Origin of the sequence: Streptomyces sp. DvalAA-43 (genome assembly GCF_900091725.1) — a bacterium.
GTDB classification, from domain to species: Bacteria; Actinomycetota; Actinomycetes; order Streptomycetales; family Streptomycetaceae; genus Streptomyces; species Streptomyces pulveraceus.
In genome coordinates this window covers 353,733-373,976 of sequence record NZ_FMBW01000071.1, presented here as the reverse complement: position 1 = coordinate 373,976, position 20,244 = coordinate 353,733, and the positions used below count along the sequence as shown (strand labels likewise).

Genomic DNA, 20,244 nt, shown 5'->3' with positions numbered 1-20,244 from the left:
GGGCCCGAGGCCGGCGTTCGTGGATCCACGAGGATGACCGGATGAGAAGAAGCCTGCCGCGCCGGGTGATCGCACCGCTGATATCCGTCCGGACCTGGGCGACCGGGTGCTATCTGCTGGGTGGTCTCCCCCTCGGCGTCGCCTGGTGGACCCTGCTCGGTGTGGGCTTCGGCTTCGGGGCCGGGCTGGCCGTGGCCCTCGTCGGGCTGCCGGTGCTCCTCCTGACGCTGGCGGCCGGGCGCAGCGCGGCCGGCGTGGAGCGCGTCCTTGCCCATCGGCTGCTCGGTACGCACGTCGACGAGGTGTACCGGGCGCCGGTCCGCTCCGGCCTGCGGGGCTGGAGCCGGGCGGTCGTCACCGATCCGGCGACCTGGCGCGACCTGCTGTTCCTCGTACTACGTCTCCCGATCGGCCTCATCGAGGGGGCCCTGCTCGCGACGGTGTGGAGCGTCGGATGGCTCATGCTCCTCGCCCCTCTGCCCCAGGCGGTGATCAGCGGCGCGATCCCGGCGGCGCTGCGGGGCAGGCGGCTGTTCGCCGACGACGGCCTGCCGAAGGCGTTCCTGCTCACCGCGGCCGGCCTCGTCCTGCTGACGGCGACCTCGCACCTGGTCCCCGTCCTCGGGCGCGCGCACGGCCGCCTGGCGACCGCTCTCCTGGGCCCCAGCCGGGGCTCGCGTGCGTACCGTCTGCGGCTCGAACTCGACGAGGAGCGAAGGCAGCGCGCCGCCACCGTGGCGATCGCCGCGCACGAACGGCGGCGCATCGAACGCGACCTGCACGACGGAGCCCAGCAACACCTGGTCAAGCTCGCGATGGACCTGGGCATGGCGCTGCGCAAGATCGACACCCAGCCCGAGGTGGCCAAGCGCATGGTGGGCGAGGCCCGCGACCGGGCCGTCGAGACCCTGGAGGAGATCCGGGCACTGGCCGCCGGGCTGCATCCCGCGATCCTCGCCGAGCAGGGGCTCGACGCCGCGATGTCGGCGCTCGCCGGCCGTTGCCCGGTGCCGGTGGACACGAGGGTGGAGTGCGACCACCGGCCGGACGCCGAGACGGAGACCGCCGCATACTTCGTGGTTGCCGAGGCGCTCACCAACATCGCGCGCCATGCCGGGGCCACCCGGGCCCGTGTCATCATCCGGTGCACCGGCGGACGGCTCGCGGTGGAGGTCCACGACGACGGCAGGGGTGGGGCCGACCCCTCCCGCGGCACCGGCCTGGCCGGGCTGCGCGATCGCGTCGCCGCGCTGTCCGGGACACTGGACATCGACGGACCGCCCGGGGGGCCCACCATCGTACGAGCGGAGCTGCCATGCGGGTCGTGATCGCCGAGGACTCGGTCCTGTTGCGGGCCGGCCTGGAGCAGATGCTCCACGACGACGGCATCGAGGTCGTCGCAGGCCTCGGCGACACCACCGAACTCCACGACACCGTGGCGGAGTTGCGTCCCGACCTCGCGCTGCTGGACATCCGGATGCCGCCCACCCACACCGACGAAGGGCTGCGCGCCGCGTTGCGGATCCGTGCCGAGCATCCCAGGACCGCGATCATGGTGCTGTCGCAGTACGTCGAAGAACGTCACGCGCTGGCCCTCGTCGGTGACGACGCGCGGGGCATCGGCTATCTGATCAAGAGCCGGGTTGCCTACGTCGACGACTTCCTGGAGGCACTGCGCGCGGTCGCCGCCGGTGGTACCCGGATCGACCCCGAGGTGGCCGTGCAACTGCTCAACCGCCGGCACGCCGGAAGCCTGATCGACCGGCTCACCCCCCGCGAACGCGAGGTCCTCGCGCTGATGGCCGAGGGCCGCAGCAACGCCGCCATCGGCGGCCGACTGCGGGTCGGCAACCGGGCGGTGGAAAAGCACGTCACCGGCATCTTCGGCAAACTGGAACTCCCCGACACCCCGGCCGATCACCGCCGCGTACTCGCCGTGATGGCCTACCTCCGCGATCAGTGACGCGGTGGGCCCCTTCCCGGGCCCCTTCCTGGGCCCCTTCCCGGGACCCCACGGGGTCCGGTCGGTGATTGCGCAGCCGGGGGTGCCCGAGCGATCCGAGGTCATTCACGATGGTCGACCTCCTCAAGTCACCACGGCAGGGCGGATTCCCTGCCCTGCCGTGCACGTGCGACCCGCCCCCGGACGGTCTTGCCGGACACTCCCGGGGGCGGGACCTCGGCCGTTCCTGCTGGAGGCGCGGCACTTCGGCCCCGACGACATGGCGGTGGCCGTTCCGCGCGAACTCCTTGTCGACCACGGACCGAAGGAGATGGACCGCGTGCCCGAGCTGATCGGCCCGGAAGAGTTCGGAAAGCTCTTCCACCACTTCGAGCATTCGGCCTGGCACCTGGAAACCCGCCGTGGCTACGCCTCCGAACGCGAGGACGAGGGATACGCGGCCTTCCTCGCGACCGGCGAAGCCCCCATGGACCTGGACAGCGAGTGGTGCCGGAACATCCGGCGGCAGACGACGGCCGGGAAGTACGTCGGCCGTGTCCGCGTCGTCGACAACCCACCGACCGTGGGACAGCTCTTCCTGCTGAGCTACGCCCGCTGCAACGCGGCGACAGGCGAGGACGTCCGGAACGTGTGGCGCGAGGATGCCGAGGCGGTGCACCTCCCGGCCCAGGACTTCTGGATCTTCGACAGTCGAATCGTCGCCGTCCTCCACTTCGGCGACGACGAGGTCCTCGGCGACATCGAGATCATCACGGAGCCGGCCACCGTGCTCGGGTACTGCCAGGCTCGGGACGCCGCCGTCCACGCGTCCGTCGCGGCCGACGAGTTCGCGGCGCAGCTCGGCACGGAGCGTCGGATTCCAGGCTGATCGAGCCGGAGCCAGGTGCGTGTGGCGGGCGTGGGCTGGTGCTGGTGGGTGCGCTGGCGGACCAGTGGGGGTACGGGGCACGGCGCGGGCCGGGAAAGGTCGTGTGGGCGGAGTTCGGTTCAGTTAGGCTCGGGTCATGACCTCCGTACCGTGCCGGAATTGGTGGCGCTCCTTCTAGGAGCGGCCACCTCCCCTCTGCACGGAATCAGGGCCGTTCACCATGGACGGCCCTTTTCGCTGCCCCGTACGGGTACGGATGCCGGTGATCACGGCGGGCCGTCCTCCACGCAACCACCATCGCGAGGAGAGAGAACCGATGAGCACTGTCACCGCTACCGCGACAACCGCCGACCTGGAAGCGCGGATCCGGCAGGCCCCGGAGAAGTTCCGGGTGATGACCGGGGACCGGCCCACCGGGCCCCTGCACCTCGGGCACTACTTCGGCACGCTCCACAACCGCGTCCGGCTCCAGGAGCTCGGGGTGGATGTCTTCGTGATCATCGCCGATTACCAGGTGCTCACCGACCGGGACGTCGCCGACCGGCTCGGTGAGCACATGGAGGGGATGCTGCTCGACTACCTGGCGGTCGGGATCGACCCGGCACGCTCGACGGTCTTCAACCACAGCGCCGTGCCCGCGCTCAACCAGCTGATGCTGCCGTTCCTGAGCCTGGTCTCCGTCGCCGAGCTGAACCGCAACCCCACCGTCAAGGACGAGATCGCGCACTCCCGGCAGTCGGCCGTCAGCGGGCTGATGTTCACCTACCCCGTGCACCAGGCCGCCGACATCCTGTTCTGCAAGGGGAACCTCGTCCCCGTCGGGCAGGACCAGCTGCCGCACCTCGAAGTGACGCGGACCGTCGCCCGGCGCTTCAACGAGCGGTACGGGGCGGTCTTCCCGGAGCCGGACGCACTGCTCTCCGACGCACCGCTCCTCCTCGGCACCGACGGCACCAAGATGAGCAAGAGCCGGGGCAACTCCATCGCGCTGGGCGCCGACGCGGACGAGACCGCCCGGCTGATCAAGGGCGCGAAGACGGATGCCGAGCGGTACATCACGTACGACCCCGAGCACCGGCCCGGGGTGTCCTCGCTGGTGCTGCTGGCGGCGCTCTGTCTGGACCGGGACCCGCACGCCGTGGCCGAGGAGATCGGTGGCGGCGGTGCGGCCGGCCTCAAGCGGACCGTGACCGAGGCCGTCAACAGCCGGATGGCGCCGATCCGGGCCCGGCGGGCGGAGTACGCGCGTGACCTGGGGTACGTGCGCTCGGTGCTCCGGGCCGGGAACGAGCGCGCCAACGAGATCGCGGCGGCGACGCTGGACGAGGTGCGGGGGGTGATGGGCGGCCGGATCTAGGACCGCTCGTCCGCTCCCGGCCAGGCCCCCCGGGCCGCCACTTCCAGGATCAGCGCCGCGATGTTCCAGGCGTCGTCCGCGCCGCTGTGGTGGCGGCCCTCCAGCGGGAGGCCCGCCACATCGAGCGCCTGGGCCATGCCGGGGCGCTTGCGCAGGCCGTAGGCGGAGGTGAAGGGGAGCTTGGCGTTGGTGTGGCGGTGGCCGAAGGGGTACCGGGTGCCGGTCGCCCGGCACTGGCGGATGAACTGGTTGCGGTCGTAGTCGCCCCAGCTGGCCCAGGGGCGTGCGCCCGACTCGTGCGTGGCGGCGAGCAGGCGGCAGGCCTCGGCGAAGGGGACGCCCGTGTCCACCTCGGCCTGGGTGAGGCCGGTCAGCTCGGTGCAGAAGGCGCTGACCGTGGACCGGGCGGGCCGGACCAGGATCCGGTGGCGGGCGAGCCTTCCCCCAGCTCTCGGTTCCGTTCGAGCGGGGGAGACCCCTTTGGCCGCGCGCAGGTCGACGACGGTCAGTCCGATCTCGATGATCTCGCTCACCGCACCGGGCGGCGGCTGCCCGTCCCAGCAGGTCGCCTCGATGTCGATCACGTTGAGGAGGTCGCGGGAGTCGGTGTCCATGGGGGCAGGGTAGGGGCAGCGGGGTGGCCGGACACATGGATTTCGGGCGGCCCCGGACTCGGATTCCGAGCACCCCGCCCCGCTACGCCCTCGGCGCCACGCTCCGCCGCCTGCGCAGGAGTTCGGCCAGGCCCCGGCGGGTCGCGGCGATCACCACGCGGTCCTCGGGGCGCAGTACGTACCCGGGGTGGAGGTCCCAGACCAGGCCGGACGGGCGGTCCGGGGCGGCCGAGTCGGGGAAGGCCAGGTCCGGGCGGCGGTCCTCGGGCGGGGTGGCGTCCAGGGCGAGGACCCGCCAGGAGCCTGCCCGGAAGGCCTGCTCCACCGTGCGGCCCTCCAGTTGCGGATGGCCCGCCACCTCGACCGCCGCGAACAGCATCACCTTCCGCTCGACCGGGATAGCGCCCAGGATCTGGCGGCCCATCATGGCGACCGCGAAGGCCGGGGCGGCCAGATGGGAGACGGAGCGGGAGCGGGTCACGGCCTGGGGGTGGGCGGCGCGCAGGGTGCGGTAGACGGCGGTGGCGAACTCGTCGTCGTACAGGCGCAGCGCCACCCGCAGGTCCGGCTTGACCGAGCGGGCGTAGAGGGCCGCCTCCAGGTTGGTGGTGTCGATGCTGGTCAGGGCGAGGAGGGCACGGGAGCGCTGGATCTTCGCCGCCTCCAGCACGCCTTCCTGGGTGACGTCACCGAGGACCACCGGCACGTGCAGCCGCCGGGCCACCGAGATGCCGCGCGCGTCCGGGTCGTCCTCCACGCACACCACGGGAATGCCGAGCTCGCGCAGCCGGACGAGGACCCGCGTACCGATCTTGCCGAGGCCGAGGAGCACCACATGGCCGGAGAGGCCGCGGGGCGGGCGGCGGAGCGAGGAGGCGGTGCGCAGGGAGCCGAAGGCCTCCAGGACGCCTGCGACGAGGAGGGGGAGCAGCATCAACCCGGCCACACCGGAGAGCAGTTGGATGATCTGGCGGGCCGTCTTGTCGCCGATCGCCGGGTCGCCCATCGCGAACAGGTCGAGCAGGGTGAGGTAGGTGGCGTGCAGCGGGTTGTCGCCGGTGGTGATCGTGGAGGCGATGGCGAGGCCGAGCACGGCCAGGCCGACGCCCAGCGCCGACCAGCGCAGCCGCCGCGAGAAGACCTGGCCGAGTGGTGCGCCCCGGCCGCCCATCCGGGGCGGCGGGCCGGGCGGGCCGGCCTGGCTGACCGCCTCCAGGACGATCGTGCCGCGCCCCGTCGCCGCCGCCACCTGCCGTTCGTCGGGCAGCAGCCGGGGGCCTTCGTCGCCGCTGCTGTCGGAGCCCTCGGTGCCCGCCGGGTCGTGGGTGGTGGAGGAGAGCAGGGCGAGGGTGCACAGGCCGGGGTCGGCGATCTGGCCGCCGCCGGGCGGGGTGCGTTCGGCGGCGCGCAGCAGCAGGCCTTCCGCCTGGATGACCTTGCTGGAGCCGGTGAGGACGGTCGCCGCGAGGGCGGGGGCGGCGGTGTCGGCGTCGGAGAGGACGGTGGTGGAGGCGTCCAGCGCGGCCCGGTCCAGGCCGGGTGCGGCGACGGCGGCGGCCTGGTCGAGCAGGGTCTCCAGGTGCTGGCCGAGCTTGCGGTTGTAGAGCCGGATGACCAGCCGGAGGCGGGGGTTGATGCGGCGGGCGGTCAGTGCGGCGCGGATGTTGCGCTCGTCGTCGTCGTAGACCAGCGCCAGCGCGGCCGCCGTTTCGACGCCCGCCTCCTCGAACGTGTCGTCGGACGGCTCCGGCGCCTCCAGGATGCGGACCGCCTCGACCCCGGCGTTGGTGTCGTCGCCGAGGGCGTCGGCCCCGCCCTGGCCGCCGCCGTTGCGGATCATCGCCGAGGACATGCGGCCGAAGAGCGCCGCCGCCCGGCCCCGCCCGGTCAGCGGCAGTTCGGGGCGGCGGGCGTCGCGTCCGGGCGGCAGGACGAGGGTGACCCGTTCCCCGTACACATAGCGCAGTTCGACGGCGAGCCGGCGGGCCAGCGCGTCGTCGCCGCAGACGACCATGTGTCCGCTGAACGGGGAACGTTGGGGCTGCTGGGGAAGTGGGGGCACATGACCCAGCATGCCTTGATCCTCTCCTCGGCGGGCATCCGTCGGTTCGGTGGGGGTCTGTCGGCTCGGCGGGCGTCCGTCAGCTCGATGGGTGTGTCCGTCAGTGGTCCTCGGGCGGTCCGGCGGACGGCGAAGCCGCGTGCCGGGCCTGCGGGTTGGTGAGGACATGGCGCGGGTCGGCGACCCGGACGATCGCCGACTCGACCGCCGCGATCCGGTCCGCGAGCAGTCCCAGCGCGGCGACGGCCCGGGTCATGGGGTCGCCGTCCGGGCCGCCGAGGGCCTGGGTGCGGACGTAGGAGGCGGTGATCGCGGACCAGCGCGCGGACTGCTCGGGGGTGAGCCGGCCGCGCAGCACGGCGAGTTTGAGCAGGTTGGACTCCGCGCCGGCGGTCAGTGTCTGGGCCTCGCCCGCGTAGTGGTCGTCGACGACGGCGGACAGCTCCGCGTCGTTCATCACCGGGACGATCCGCTCGGCGATCTTGTTCATGTCGCGGTAGGAGCCCTGGAGCCGGAACGGCGGCTCCGTGCGCGTCGCGTCGGTCTGCGCCGCCGAGGCGATGTACGCGGCGTTCACGGCCAGCACCGTCTCCCGGGCGGTCAGCAGATGGCGCAGGACCGCGACGATCCGGTCCGCCTCGGCGGGGGTGTACGGGTGCTCCAGCCGGTCCGCCCGCGCCGAGGAGTCGCCGGAGGCGAGCCGTACGAACAGGGCGAGGTCGTCGCGGGAGCGTCCGGCGAGCGGGGCCAGCACCGGGTTGGCGGTCAGCGCGTTCTCCACGAAGCTCAGCGCGAAGACGTCCTCGCGACCGCTCAGCACCTCGCCGAGGTTCCAGACGTCGGCCCGGTTGGCGAGCATGTCCGGGATGCGGAACCGCTCGCCCGACTCGGTGTACGGATTGCCCGCCATGCACACCGCGAACCGTTTGCCCCGCAGGTCGTGGCTGCGCGGCTCGCCGTCCCGCACGCCCTCGATGCGGCGGGTGGCGTCGCAGAGCGGGATGAACTTCTGGAGCAGCTCGGGCGAGGTGTGCTGGATGTCGTCGAGGTAGAGGAGCGTGTTGTTGCCGGACTCCAGCGCGAAGTTGATCTTCTCGATCTCCTGGCGGGCGGTCGCGGTGCGGGCCTGGGACGGGTCGAGCGAGGTCACGTCGTGGCCGAGGTTGGGTCCGCTGACCTTGACCAGGACCAGGCCCAGCCGGTCGGCCACGTACTCCATCAGCGTCGTCTTGCCGTAGCCGGGCGGCGATACGAGCAGCAGCAGGCCCTGCGAGTCGGTGCGCCGGTCGGCGTCGGCGGTGCCGAGCTGCTTGGCGAGGCTGTCGCCGATCAGCGGCAGGTACACCTCGTCCAGCAGCCGGTTGCGGACGAACGCCGACATGACGCGCGGCCGGTGGTCGTCCAGCCGCAGCCGGGTCCGCTCGGCGCTCACCAGCGCGGTGCGGCGGCGCTGGTAGGCGCGGAAGCCGGGGACGGTCACGGCCCGGAACTCGGCGGTGCGGGCGAGGAGTTCGTCGATCCGGACGGTCAGCGTGCCCCGTTCGACGCGCGGATGGGTGCCGAGCAGGCCGTCCACCCGCGCGGTGAGCGGGGCCTCGCAGCCGTACCGGTCGAGCACCGGCTCCGGGCAGAGCTCCACGGCGACGGCCTCCGCGAGATCCCCCGCGCCGATCGGGGTGCCGCTCGCGGCGGCGTACGAGCCGAGCCAGCCCTCGACGAGCTGGCGGCGGGCCGGCAGGTCGTCACCGAGCGCGGCGAGATCCTCGTCGAACGCCGACGTCCCGGTCGTACGGCGGAACTTGTCCAGGAAGGTGCGGGCGGCGGCGCTGGTGACGAAACCGGCCGGGCCGCTGGTCAGCTCCTCGAAGAGATAGGCGGCGACGGCGGACGGGGCCTCGCCCGCGATGACGGCCGCCCACTCCTCCTGGAGGGCGTCCACGGCCGGGGTGAGGCCGAAGGTCTCGCGGGCGCGGGCCAGCGAGAGCGCCCGCCGGGTCCAGGACGCGCGGCGGTCCTCGTCCGCCCCGTACGCCCAGAAGAGCTGGGCCGCCGCCCGGACGGCGGGCGGGAAGCGCAGCAGGCCGGCCCCGGAGTGCAGCCGCAGCAGGGTGGTGAGGATCGCGGTGGCGTCCTCGTCGTGGACCCCGCGCTGATGGCCCTCGTCGTACGCGGCGGCGGCCGACTCCCGTACCAGGGAGGCGAGTTCGGCCGGATCCAGGGCGGTCAGGGTGTCCGCGCCCCGCTCGTCGAGGAGCCGGGCGGCCAGGTGCTCGCCCCGGTAGACCCGCGGGGATTCGGAGGGGAGGGTCTGCTCCCAGTACGGGCGGGTCGCCTCGAACTCCGGGTCGGTGACCGGGGCGCGGTAGTCGGTGCCGGTGAGGGCGAACGCCAGCCCGTCCCCCTGCGGGACGAGCGTCAGGTCGAAGGGCTGGGTGTTCACGGCGAACCGGTGACGGCCCAGCCGGATCGTGGCGCCGCCGTCCGCGTACAGCTCACTGCGGTCGCGCAGCGCCCGGCCGGCCTCCTGGCGGGCGGCCAGCAGCTGCCCGTCCAGCTCCTCGGCGCGCACCGGATCACCGAGTCCGCGCAGCTCCTCGGCGGTGCGGCGGATCTTGGCGACCATCGGGTCGGAGGCGAAGTAGGTGTGGACGGCGTCCTGGTCGGGCAGGGCGGCCAGCCGCCGGGAGACCGTCTCCAGGACCCGGGCGGCCGAATCCGCCAGCCGCTCGGCCCGCCGGGCACGGGCGTCCTGCAAGGTCTGCTTGCGGGCCGAGAACGCCTCGTACACCTCCGTGCGGCGCTCGGCCAGCTCGGCGAGGAAGTCGTCGAACTCCGCGAACCGGGACTCCAGGTTTTCCAGCTGGAGCAACAACCTGGCAAGTTGATCGTCGCAGGCGTCCGGGGTGTCCGCCGCGGCGATCGCACCCGTGACGGCCTGCCCCAGCAGAGCGAACTCGGCGGCGAACTCGGCGCGGCCCTCGTGGTCGAGGAGCTCGCGGCGGCGGGCTTCGAGCGTGGCGCGGGCCCGGTTGACCCCGCCGAGCACCTCGGCGATCCGCTCCAGGATCGACGTACGGACCGTGGTGTCCCCGATGTCGAGACCGGCGACGACGTCCGTGACGGTGCTCAGGCCGTCCGTCATCCCGCTCAGCCGCTCGCCCAGCGCCGCCGTGTCCGCGACGGTGGCGAGCGTGGACGCCTCGGCGGTGAGCGCGGCGATGTCCTCGTGGTAGCCGGTGAAGGCGTCGTCCCGGCCGAGGAACGCGACGGCGCGCTGGGCGGCCGATTCGAGGTCGGTGGCGGTCGCGGCGGAGAGTTCGGCGATCCGCCCGGTGTCGGCGTACCGCATCTCGGAGAGGGTCGCCAAGTGGCCGTGTGCGCGGCGCAGTTCGGTGAGCTGGTCCACCCAGGCGGCGGCCGAGCGGGGGGCCTCGCCGCGGACCCGGCGGACGAGCGCGGTGAGGCGGTCGGCCGCCGCGTCGAGCGCCTCGGCGGCCTGCCGGGTCAGCTCACGCACGGTCTCGAACTCGACGACGACCTGCTCGGCGGTGGCCTTGAGCTCCGCCAACGGGGCGGCCAGATCGCCGAGTTCGCCATCGGCGAGCCAGTGGTAGCGGTCGGTGGCGCGGGTGCAGTCCGCGACCAGCCGCGCGTACACGGCGGCGGTCGGGGTCGTCTCGGCGGCGCTGTGCGCCAGCGCCAGGCAGTCGGAGATCCCGCGCACCAGATCGGCGTTGCCTACCCGGGCCAACGGGCCCGTCCCGGCGGGGCGGGAGGCCGCGTAGGTGTCGGAGACGTACGGGGTCCGCCAGCGCTGCAAGGGGTGGACCCGGGCCGGCTCGTCGCCGCCCACGGGGGTGCGCAGCAGGACGAGCGTGCCGTCGTCGAGCAGGGCGTGGCCGCGGCCCTGGAGCGGGGTGGCGACCTCCTGCCGGATCAGGTTGTAGGGCAGCAGCAGGCCGCGGCCGTCGTCGGGGGAGCGGAAGACGTAGAGGACGTCCTCGCCGTTCGGGGAGCGGACGGCGCCCTCGAAGACCGGGTCGGTGAGCGGTTCGGCGATGTCGAAGGTCTTGGCGGTGCCGGTGGTGAGGTAGTAGCCGCCGGGGAAGATGATCCCCTGGTCCTCCGGGAGCCGGTGGCAGGCCGGTCCGATGCCGTCCAGCCGCTGCACGGTGCCGAGCAGCGAGTTGAAGACCAGGTACCGCCAGGACTCCTCGTTGTACGGGCGGACGCGGAGCAGGACCAGCGGCCCGATCGTGGCGTGCCCGACCTCCGCGTCGGCGAGCGACTGGAGGGGTTCGGCGACCGGCTCCCGGTAGATCCCGTCCGGGGTGTCGGTGTCATCGACCGTCTTGACGGTGAGGCTGCCGCCGAGCGTGTCGACGAAGAGCACGGCGGTGTCCACGCCGTCCCCGCCCACCGCGATGTGCGGGTGCCGGCCCAGCACGTGCGACTCGCGGCCGGCGACGGTCCAGGTGAAGTCGTGCGACGGCGGGAAGACATGGTCCCGGTCGCCGCGCGCGTCGAGGAACGCGCCCGGCGAACCGTCCGGGCCGAGCGCCCAGCGCAGCACCCGGATGCCGTCCGCGCTCTCACCGGTACGGAAGACGGCGAGCAGCTTCCCGTCCACCCGGCGCAGCCGCAGCAGCCGGGCGTCCCGGAAATAGCGGTGCAGCCCCGTGAACTCGCGTACGAAGCTCTCGTCGGCCAGCGGCCCGTCCTCGACGGGCTCCTCCAACTCGGGCCCGTACAGGGCGAGTACGTCGGACACCTCGGCCGGGTCCGGCGCCCCCGGGCCCCGTTCCCAGCCGAACAGCAGCCGCCCGCCGACGGCCACCAGATCGCGGGGCACGGCCGGGCGCGCGGTGCGCAGCTGCTCGGTGCCGATGAGCCGGAGCTCGGTCGAGCCGAACTCCTCGGTGCGCCGCGCGTTCAGCTCCTCGGCGCGGCGGGCCAGCTCGCCGGCCCGGTCGCCGAGCCTGCGGCGCAGCACGTCGTAGGTCCCCGCGTCCACGGGGCCGCCGGTGGGCGCTGCGGTCGTGGTGTCGGTGTCCATGCGTACGGCTCTCCCTGCGAGGTGTTACGGGGTGGCGAGGCGTTCCGGGATGTGGGGGAGGCGGGTGGTGGCGGTGGTGCGGGTGGTGGGTCCGGTCGTCGTGCCGGACGGGCTTCGGGCGCCGGACGGGCTTCGGGTGCCCGAGCCCGTCCGGCGGTCCGTGCCCGTGTCAGGCCGTGTCCGTGCGGTTCCGGCGTGCGCCCGGAGGTCGCGAGCCGGGCGTACGCCGGGACTTCGCGGACCCGCCCTACGCGACCGGCGCCGCCCCGTTCCGCGAGACGGGCACGGCGGTGGTGTCCGCCGCGCCGGTCACCGCGGAGACCGGCAGGTCGGCCAGCCCCAGCTCCTTCGCGGCGGCCAGCAGCTGCTGCACCTGGCCCGACGAGACCCCGGCCCCCGGGGCCCGCATCATCCGCATCAGCAGCGCGGACACCGTCAGGTTCTGCACATCGCCGGTGGACACCGAGCCCAGGACCCGGGTCAGGTCGTCCGTGAACGACGAGGTGCCGTCGAGCCACGGTCCCGCGAGGGCCTTCGCCGTGTCCGAGTTCTCCATGAACCCGTCGAAGCTCTTGCCCATCGAGATGGCCGAGACCAGCCGGTCGAAGAAGACCGACTCCCCGCCGACGATGTCGATGTCGGCGTTCTCCAGGCCGGTGGCCAGCACTGTCGCCTGCGCCTCGGCCACCTGCCGCTGCACATCGAGACCGGCCAGCCGGATCTCCTTCTCCGCCGCGAGCCGCAGCCGGTACTCCTCGTGGCCGCGCGAGGCGTCGTCCAGCGCCGCCATCGCGGCCGCCTTCTCGGTCAGCCCCGCCGCCTCGGCCTTCAGCTTCTCGCCGATCATCGCCGCGTCGGCCGTGGCCTGGGCCTGGGTGCCCTCGGCCGTCGCGAGCGCCTTGAGCCTGGCCCCCTCCGCCTCGGCCCTGAGCCGGGCGGACGTGGCCTCGGCCTCGGCGAGACCGGCCTTCTCGATGACATCGGCCTCCGCGTCCCGCACCTGGACCTCCGCCAGACCGGGCGCCGCGGACTCGGCCTGGACACCTTCGGCCAGCCGCAGCTTCGCCTGGGCGTCCAGGTCCGCGGTCTTCAGCCGGGCCTCGGCGAGCGTCAGCTGTTCGGCGGCCAGGTGGGTGGCCGCGGCCTCGGCCGCCTCGGCGGCCTTGATGTCCTTGACCAGCTTCTCCTGGGCCTCCGCCTCGGCGGCGATGATGACCGACCTGCGGGCGCGCTCGGACTCCTCGACCGCCCGCAGCGTCTTGATGGACTCCTCCTGCTCGGCGACCGTACGGTCCACCGCGATCCGCTCCCGGATCACATCGGCGACCTCGCGGCGCTCGGCCTCGACCTCCTTCGTCGCGGCGATCCGGTCCAGCTCGGTCTGCCGCTCGCGCCCGATGACCTCGATGAGCCGGTCCTTCTCGATGCGCTCGTTCTCCACGGCGATGACGCGCTCGCGGTTCTTCTGCGCGACGGCGATCTCCCGCGCCTGGTTCTCGCGCTGGATGCCGAGCTGCTCCTCGGTACGGATGAACGCGGCCTGGGAGCCGAGCCGTTCCTCCTCCTGGACCTTGGCGGTGGCGGCCTCCTCGCGGGCCCGCAGCGTCTCGATCTCGCGGCGCTGCTTGATCTCGGCCTCGGCCTGCCGGCGCTCCAGCTCCAGGATGGTCTCGCGGGCGTCGACGTCCTGCCGGGTGATCTCCTTCTGCTCGGTGCGCTGGAACTCGTTGGTGCGCACGTGCTCGATCGCCGTCAGCTCGGTGATCTTCCGGATGCCCTGGGCGTCGAGGATGTTGGCGCCGTCCAGCTGCGTCATCGGCGTCTGCTCAAGGAAGTCGATCGCGGCGTCGTCGAGGTGGTAGCCGTTCAGGTCCGTGCCGATGACCCGGATGATCCGGTCCCGGAACTCCTCGCGCTTGGTGTACAGGTCGACGAAGTCCAGCTGCTTGCCGACGGTCTTGAGCGCCTCGGCGAACTTCGCGCCGAAGAACTCCTGGATCGCCACCTTGTCGCTGGCCCGTTCCGTACCGATGGACTGGGCGACCTTGATGACGTCCTCGACGGTCTTGTTGACCCGCACGAAGAAGTTGATGTGGATGTCGGCGCGGATGTTGTCCTGGCAGATCAGGCCCTCGCGCCCGGTGCGGCGGATCTCGATGGTCTTCACCGAGATGTCCATGGTCTCGGCCTTGTGCAGTACCGGCAGGACGACGGCCCCGGTGAAGGTGACATCGACCTTCTTGGTCTTGGAGATGATCAGCGCCTTGCCCTGCTCGACCTTGCGGAAGAGCCGGCTGACGACGAGGAGCAGGGCGATGGCGATGAGCAGGACAACGGCTACGAGCACACCGAAGCCCAGGGAGATGGCATCCATGACAGTCCTTGGCGGCTGGTGAGGAAGGTGGTGAAGGGACGGGGGTGCGGCGGTTGCGGCAGCGGGCGGCCCCGGTGGCGGGGTCCGTTGCACGGCGGCGACGCGGCGGGTGGTGCGCCCGGCCGGAGCGGTCGGCCGGTGCGGTCGGACTGTCCCGTTGGACGTGCGTCCGGCCGAGGTCGTCCGGTCGGTCAGCCGGTGCGGCGCGGGGTCCGGCGCGACGCCGTGCGTGGTCGGGGCGTCGGCGGCCCCGGGTCCAGCGCCCTGTCGTAGGGCGAGACCCAGAAGAACTCGCCCTCGGCGTCGTACGCGTACAGCAGCCCCGCACTGCCCGCGCCGAGCGCCGTGGCGTCTGTCGTGGCGTCCCCCGGGGCGAGCAGCCTGACCTGGACGATCGCGGTGGAGCCGTCGTCCGCGGTGACCTCGGCCTGGCCGAAGTCGGCGCTCACGGAACCGGTACGGACCGTGCAGACCCGGCCCAGGAAGTCCTGACGCGAGGGCGGGGGCTCGTCCGGGAAGCTCCGGCGGAAGCAGCGCACCAGCACCCGCAGCACGACCCGGCCGATCAGCAGCGCCGCGACGAGCACCCCGCAGGCCAGCGCGGCCCGGGTGAGGCCGGTGACCCCGCTGCGGTGCAGGAGGACCGTACCGGTGAGACTGGTGAACCAGCCGACGACGACCATCACGGACACCGAGACGGTGACCGGCACCCCACCGGTCCCGGCCAGGCCGGTGTCGAGGTCGCCGTCGAAGGAATGGTGGTCGGCCGCGCCGAGCAGCACGAGGAGCCAGAAGAAGACGACGACGGCCAGTGCGGCGCCGAACAGAACGGCGGGAAAGGCAGTCGCAGCGCTCAGGAACTCCCGCATCGGTCCACCCCCTCGACTTGCCGGGCGGCCGACGGTGACCCAGGTGCTGCGGCACCGCCTGAAACGGCGCCGCAGCAGCCAGGTCGTCCCCCGTGTCCCCCCGTGTTTCCCCCGGTTGGTGCTGACCGGATCCTGTCACGGAGGCCACCGCACCGCACTGCCGGAGTCCGGCAATCTTTGCCCTTCCTTGATGCCGGGCACCGGCAGCGGCAGGTATGCGTTGAGCGAGTGTCAAAGTTGCGTCAGAACTGGAGGAGAACGCGTGCCGGAGCCGGAGATATCCGATGAGGTTCTGGGGGACTATGCCCGCATCCTGGCCGAGGTGGCCGCCACCGGCCGCCGCCTCAACCGGGACGAGCTGGAGGACCGCCGGCTGCTGGGCAAGGCGGCCGCAGAGGACGGGTTCCAGCTGCGCGCCCTGGTGGTCCGTCATCTCGCGGCGACCCGCGCCGCCTGGCCGCTCACCTCGTCCGCCGACGGCGCGGCCGCGGATTCCGTGCTGGCCGCGGTCGAGCAGGCCGTCGACGCCTTCGCGGAGGGCTTCGAGCGGGCCCAGCGGATGACGGTGCGCCGCGAGGAGGCGGCGCGCCGCGAGTTCATCGACGACCTGCTGTACGGGCGCAGCGACCTGGGCCGGCTCGCCGAGCGGGCCACCCGCTTCGGGCTGCGGCTCTCGCGCGCGCACGCGGTCGCGGTGGCGACGGGCCCGGAGGCGTACACGGAGACCGACTCCGTGCCGCGCACGGTGGAGGCGGCGCTGCTGGCCCGGTTCAGCGGCCGGAAGATCCTGCTCACGACGAAGGACGGGCGGCTGGTCTGCATCGCCCCCGGCAGCCAGCCCGACGTCCTGCGGTACTTCGCCAAGCAGTCGCACGCGGCGACGGACGGCGGCCGCGTCGCGGTGGGCCGCCCGCACCACGGGCCCGGCGGGGTGGTCCACTCCTACGACGAGGCGCTGGACGCGCTGGATCTCGCGGAGCGGATGGATCTGGACGACCCGGTGCTGTACGCCGCCGATCTGCTGGTCTACCCGGTGCTGACCCGCGACCGGCAGGCGATGGCCGACCTGGTGCGCAGCGAGCTGGGCCCGCTCCAGAAGGCCCGCGGCGGTGCCGAGCCCCTCCTGAAGACGCTCAACGTCTACTTCGACGCGGGCTGCGTGGCCGCCGAGACGGCCCGCCGGCTCTCGCTGAGCGTGCGGGCGCTGACCTACCGGCTGGAGCGGATCCACCAGCTGACCGGCTCCGATCCGTCCGACCCGATGCACCGCTACACCCTGCAGACGGCGGTCATCGGCGCCCGGCTGCTGGACTGGCCGACCAAGGAGCTGTGACGGCGGGGCGGTGACGGCGGAGTGGCGATGGCGGGGCGGTACGCCCGTGCTCCCCGCATCCGCCGATGGATGGAGCCGAGGAGCGGTGACGGGTCGGCAGACACCACAGGACCCCGCGTCCATCGGCGCGTGGGCCGTGGAGGCGGGGTCCGGAGAGGGTGGCCGGGGACGCACAGGGGGGAGTCGTGCGTCCCCGGCCCGCCGGGCGCGGACCGGTGGTCAGTCGGTCGCGCTTCTTCCGGCGGTTCGGGGCCGGACCGGGCAGCCGCTCCGGGCGTCCGGTCCGGTGGACTGACCGTGCGGGACTACAGGTCGAACTCGTGCGGCGGGAGGTCGAGCGCGAAGCACGCCTCGCGCACGACGGCCTGCTCCGTCTTGTCGAAGTCACCGTCGGCGCCGCCGATGACGATGCCGATCTGGATGACGGCACGCGCCTCGGCGGGCTTCTTCTTCGCCTTGCCGATCTCCTGGAGCACGCTGACCTTGCCGAAGGCGAAGTCGGCGGTGAGCTTGTTCACGTAGTCGTTGAACCGGCGCTGCAGATCGTCCGCCGGGAAGTTCTGCAGTACCTCGTTGGTGGCGATCAGCGAGGCGACGCGCTGGCGCTCGGACGGGTCGATGGAACCGTCGGCCGCGGCGACGAGGGCGCACATGGCCATGCTCGCGTCGCGGAACGCCCCGCTCTTCAGGTCGTTCTTCTTCGCTTCCAGCTGCGACTGCATCGACGAGGCGGATTCCTTGATCCGATCCCACAGTGCCATGACGTCTCCATACGTTGCGTTGCGGTGCGTTGCCGGATTGAAGCCAACTCTACAGACGTGTAGAAGTTAGCAGCAGCGGCGTCCGCTGTGTCCCGGGAACGGGCCCCGGAACCGGCGGAAAGTAGGATGCTGCGACGCCGCGGCCGACGCGGCTTCGCAGAAGGGCGGACCCCCCGATGGACTCGGCCAGGCCCGGCCACCCCCCGGACAACGAACCACCGCGCGACGGAGTGCCCGCTCCCGCGGATCCGCCCTCCGGTGCGGTGCTCCCCGGCGGCATGGGTGCCGGGAGCCGGCGGCTGCGCAGGCGCGGCCAGGGCGAACTGGAGTCGCAGGTACTCGCCGTGCTGCGCTCGGCGAACGGCCCCGCGACGGCCGGCTGGGTCCAGGAGCACCTCGAAGGCGACCTCGCGTACACCACCGTCATCACGATCCTCTCCCGCCTCTACGCCAAGAGCGCCGTGACCCGGTCCCGCGAGGGCCGTTCCTACACCTGGACGTCCGTCTCCGACGAGGCCGGTCTCGCGGCCCTGCGGATGCGCCGCGTGCTGGACGGCGAACGGGACCGGGACGCCGTGCTCGCCCGCTTCATCTCGGCGCTCTCCCCCGGTGACGAGGACCGCCTGCGCGCCCTGCTCGCGCGGGCGGACGCCCCGGACGATCCGTACAACCCCCGCGACACGGAAGGCATGTAGCCCACCGATGGGTGTCTTCGTCTGTCTGCCGCTCGTGCTGCCGCTGACCGCGCTGCCGATCGCGCGCCTGGCCGAACAGCATCTGCACCCCCGCATCGCGACCCGGCTGCTCGCCGTCGTCGGCGCGCTGCTGGCTCTGTGCAGCACGTTGTGCCTGGGGCTGCTGATGGTGGTGGGCACCGCGCAATTGCCGGGCAATCCGCTGCCGGACGGCTGGTCGGATCCGGAGGTGCGGGAGGCGGTGCCGTACGAGGAGAAGGCGGGCATCGTCGCGATCGGGGCGCTGGCGGCGGTGCTGGTGGCGTGCGGGTGGACGGTCTGCCGCCATCTGCGGCTGCGGATCGTCGCGCGGCGCGCGCTGGCCGCCGCGCCCTCCGTCGTCTCCGGCGATGTCGCGGTGCTCCCGGACCCGGAGCCGTACGCCTACGCGCTGCCCGGGAGTCCGGGTCGCGTCATCGTCTCGACCGCGATGGCCGAGTGCCTGGACGCCTGGGAGCGGCGGGCCCTGATCGCCCATGAGCGGGCCCATCTGGCCGCCCGGCACCACCGCTATCTGCTGGCCGCCCAGCTCGCGGCGCGCGCCAACCCGTTCCTGCTGCCGCTGCGTACGGCGGTGTCGTTCAGCACCGAACGGTGGGCGGACGAGGAGGCCGCCTGTGCGGTCGGCGACCGGCGGGTGGTGGCGGTCGCGGTCGGCAAGGCGGCGCTGTACTCGCACCGCGCGCCGGACGTCTCGGCGGGGTTCGCGGCCTTCGCGGCCCCGGCGGGCCCCGTACCGCGCCGGGTGGAGGCGCTGCTCGCCCCGGTTTTGCCGGTCCGGCTGTGGCCGCCGTCGTCCGCCCATGCCGCACTCGCGGCCCTGGTCGCGACGGTGGGCACGGCGGCCTCGGCGCTGTCGTCGCTCAACGCGACGGTGACCCTGGTGGGGATCCTGCACGCGGCGACCCCGCTGTGAGCGGTACGGGCCCGGCGGACGACTGTCCTCCCGGGCCCGTACGCGCTGCCTCTGTCCGTCCTCAGTCGGCGGAGGAGGCGAACTCCTCCTCCTGAACGGCGGTCGCCGGACGGGCCACGGCGACTTCGCCACTCCCCTTGGCGCTCCCCTTTCCGCCACCGCCACCGCCACCGTCGCCCCGGCCGCGCCAGGCCTGGATCCGGGCCGCGACCGGCTGGGTCCAGCGGGCGGTGAGCGGTCCGACGATGACGAGGATGAGGACGTAGGCGGTGGCGATGGGCCCGATCCGGGGCTCGGTCGCCACGGCCAGACCGGCGATGACGATGGAGAACTCGCCACGTGCGACGAGCGTCCCGCCGGCCCGCCAGCGCCCGCGCGAACCGATTCCGGCCCGCCGGGCCGCGTACCACCCGGTGGCGATCTTGGTGAGGACGGTGACGATCGCCAGCAGCGCCGCCGGGAGCAGCACCGGCGGGATCTCGGCCGGATTGGTGGAGAGCCCGAAGAACACGAAGAAGACGGCGGCGAACAGATCCCGCAGCGGCGTCAGCAGCTTGCGGGCCCCCTCGGCGACCTCGCCCGAGAGCGCGATCCCGACGAGGAACGCGCCGACGGCGGCGGACACCTGCAACTGCTGTGCCACACCGGCCACCAGGACGGTCAGCCCGAGGACGACCAGGAGCAGCATCTCCGGATTGTCGGAGGAGACCGCGCGGCTGATCAACCGCCCGTGCCGCAGCGCCAGATAGAGCACGAACCCGACGGTGCCGAGCGCGATGAGCAGCGCGATGCTGCCCCCGGCGAGGCCCACGCCCGCGAGCATCGCGGTGAGCAGCGGCAGATAGACGGCCATCGACAGGTCCTCGATGACGAGCACACCGAGGATCACGGGCGTTTCCCGGTTGCCGAGCCGCCCGAGGTCGGTGAGCACCTTGGCGATGACCCCGGACGAGGAGATCCAGGTGACCCCGGCCAGGGCGACCGCCCCCACCGGCCCCCAGCCGAGCAACAGCGCCGCCACCGCTCCCGGGGTCGCGTTGAGCACGAAGTCCACGGCCCCGGACGGGTACTGGGTCTTGAGGCTGGTCACCAGCTCCGAGGCGCTGTACTCCAGGCCGAGCAGGAGCAGCAGCAGGATGACGCCGATCTCGGCGCCGACGGCGGTGAATTCCTCACTGGCCCCCAGCGGCAGCAGCCCGCCCTCGCCGAACGCCAGCCCGGCCAGCAGATAGAGCGGGATCGGCGAGAGGCCTATCCGCCCGGCGAAGCGGCCGATGATGCCCAGCCCCAGAATGACGGAGCCGAGCTCCACCAGCAGTGCGGTCGTGTCGTGCACG

14 protein-coding genes are annotated in these 20,244 nt (G+C 73.0%); 7 read left to right on the top strand and 7 right to left on the bottom strand.

All coding sequences use genetic code 11. From position 1 onward, the window contains the following. Window positions 1-41 precede the first annotated feature (41 nt). The 4 genes from GA0115234_RS29945 to trpS all read left to right on the top strand — a co-directional run bounded on the left by GA0115234_RS29945 (window position 42) and on the right by trpS (window position 4,188). On the top strand, window positions 42-1,328 hold the full coding sequence (locus GA0115234_RS29945; RefSeq protein ID WP_161275696.1) for a sensor histidine kinase: 1,287 nt from the start codon (window positions 42-44) through the stop codon (window positions 1,326-1,328). Beyond that, window positions 1,316-1,963, top strand: a complete 648-nt coding sequence (locus tag GA0115234_RS29940; protein WP_093547920.1) for a response regulator transcription factor — start codon at window positions 1,316-1,318, stop codon at window positions 1,961-1,963. Before GA0115234_RS29945 ends, GA0115234_RS29940 begins: the two co-directional genes overlap by 13 nt. A gap of 103 nt (window positions 1,964-2,066) precedes the next feature. Continuing rightward, the gene (locus GA0115234_RS29935; protein WP_370804614.1) at window positions 2,067-2,831 is read left to right on the top strand and encodes a DUF6879 family protein; all 765 of its coding nucleotides are present in this window, start codon (window positions 2,067-2,069) and stop codon (window positions 2,829-2,831) included. Window positions 2,832-3,147: 316 nt separating this feature from the next. Continuing rightward, entirely contained in the window at window positions 3,148-4,188 is a 1,041-nt protein-coding gene (gene trpS, locus GA0115234_RS29930; RefSeq protein ID WP_093547916.1) for a tryptophan--tRNA ligase, read from the top strand. Here the strand turns inward: trpS and GA0115234_RS29925 are convergent. The 5 genes from GA0115234_RS29925 to GA0115234_RS29905 form a co-directional block, all read right to left on the bottom strand. Then, complete coding sequence (locus GA0115234_RS29925; protein ID WP_093547915.1) at window positions 4,185-4,802, bottom strand: 3'-5' exonuclease; 618 nt, start codon at window positions 4,800-4,802, stop codon at window positions 4,185-4,187. The genes trpS and GA0115234_RS29925 overlap by 4 nt on opposite strands. 82 nt (window positions 4,803-4,884) lie before the next feature. After that, window positions 4,885-6,876 (bottom strand): NAD(P)-binding protein, encoded by a 1,992-nt coding sequence (locus tag GA0115234_RS29920; protein WP_093547913.1) that lies wholly within the window; start codon window positions 6,874-6,876, stop codon window positions 4,885-4,887. An 88-nt stretch (window positions 6,877-6,964) separates the two neighbouring features. Next, window positions 6,965-11,920, bottom strand: coding sequence for a DNA repair ATPase (locus GA0115234_RS29915; protein ID WP_093547911.1), 4,956 nt, complete (start codon window positions 11,918-11,920; stop codon window positions 6,965-6,967). 247 nt (window positions 11,921-12,167) lie between these two features. Continuing rightward, entirely contained in the window at window positions 12,168-14,294 is a 2,127-nt protein-coding gene (locus GA0115234_RS29910) for a hypothetical protein (RefSeq protein ID WP_093547909.1), read from the bottom strand. A 191-nt stretch (window positions 14,295-14,485) separates the two neighbouring features. Then, window positions 14,486-15,163 (bottom strand): hypothetical protein, encoded by a 678-nt coding sequence (locus GA0115234_RS29905; RefSeq protein WP_093547906.1) that lies wholly within the window; start codon window positions 15,161-15,163, stop codon window positions 14,486-14,488. Between the two features lie 262 nt (window positions 15,164-15,425). On the opposite strand from GA0115234_RS29905, the gene GA0115234_RS29900 reads away from it, so the two are divergent. Beyond that, window positions 15,426-16,496 (top strand): PucR family transcriptional regulator, encoded by a 1,071-nt coding sequence (locus GA0115234_RS29900; protein ID WP_093547904.1) that lies wholly within the window; start codon window positions 15,426-15,428, stop codon window positions 16,494-16,496. Between the two features lie 305 nt (window positions 16,497-16,801). On the opposite strand, the gene GA0115234_RS29895 is transcribed toward GA0115234_RS29900, so the two are convergent. Next, window positions 16,802-17,257, bottom strand: coding sequence for a tellurite resistance TerB family protein (locus GA0115234_RS29895; protein WP_093547903.1), 456 nt, complete (start codon window positions 17,255-17,257; stop codon window positions 16,802-16,804). A 278-nt stretch (window positions 17,258-17,535) separates the two neighbouring features. On the opposite strand from GA0115234_RS29895, the gene GA0115234_RS29890 reads away from it, so the two are divergent. Next, window positions 17,536-17,952: a BlaI/MecI/CopY family transcriptional regulator gene (locus tag GA0115234_RS29890; RefSeq protein ID WP_093548322.1), complete on the top strand. Its 417-nt coding sequence runs from the start codon at window positions 17,536-17,538 to the stop codon at window positions 17,950-17,952. Between the two features lie 7 nt (window positions 17,953-17,959). Beyond that, window positions 17,960-18,907: a M56 family metallopeptidase gene (locus tag GA0115234_RS29885; protein WP_093547901.1), complete on the top strand. Its 948-nt coding sequence runs from the start codon at window positions 17,960-17,962 to the stop codon at window positions 18,905-18,907. A gap of 61 nt (window positions 18,908-18,968) precedes the next feature. Here the strand turns inward: GA0115234_RS29885 and GA0115234_RS29880 are convergent, their stop codons facing one another. Further along, window positions 18,969-20,243 (bottom strand): cation:proton antiporter, encoded by a 1,275-nt coding sequence (locus tag GA0115234_RS29880; protein ID WP_093547899.1) that lies wholly within the window; start codon window positions 20,241-20,243, stop codon window positions 18,969-18,971. Between the last annotated feature and the right edge of the window lies 1 nt (window position 20,244).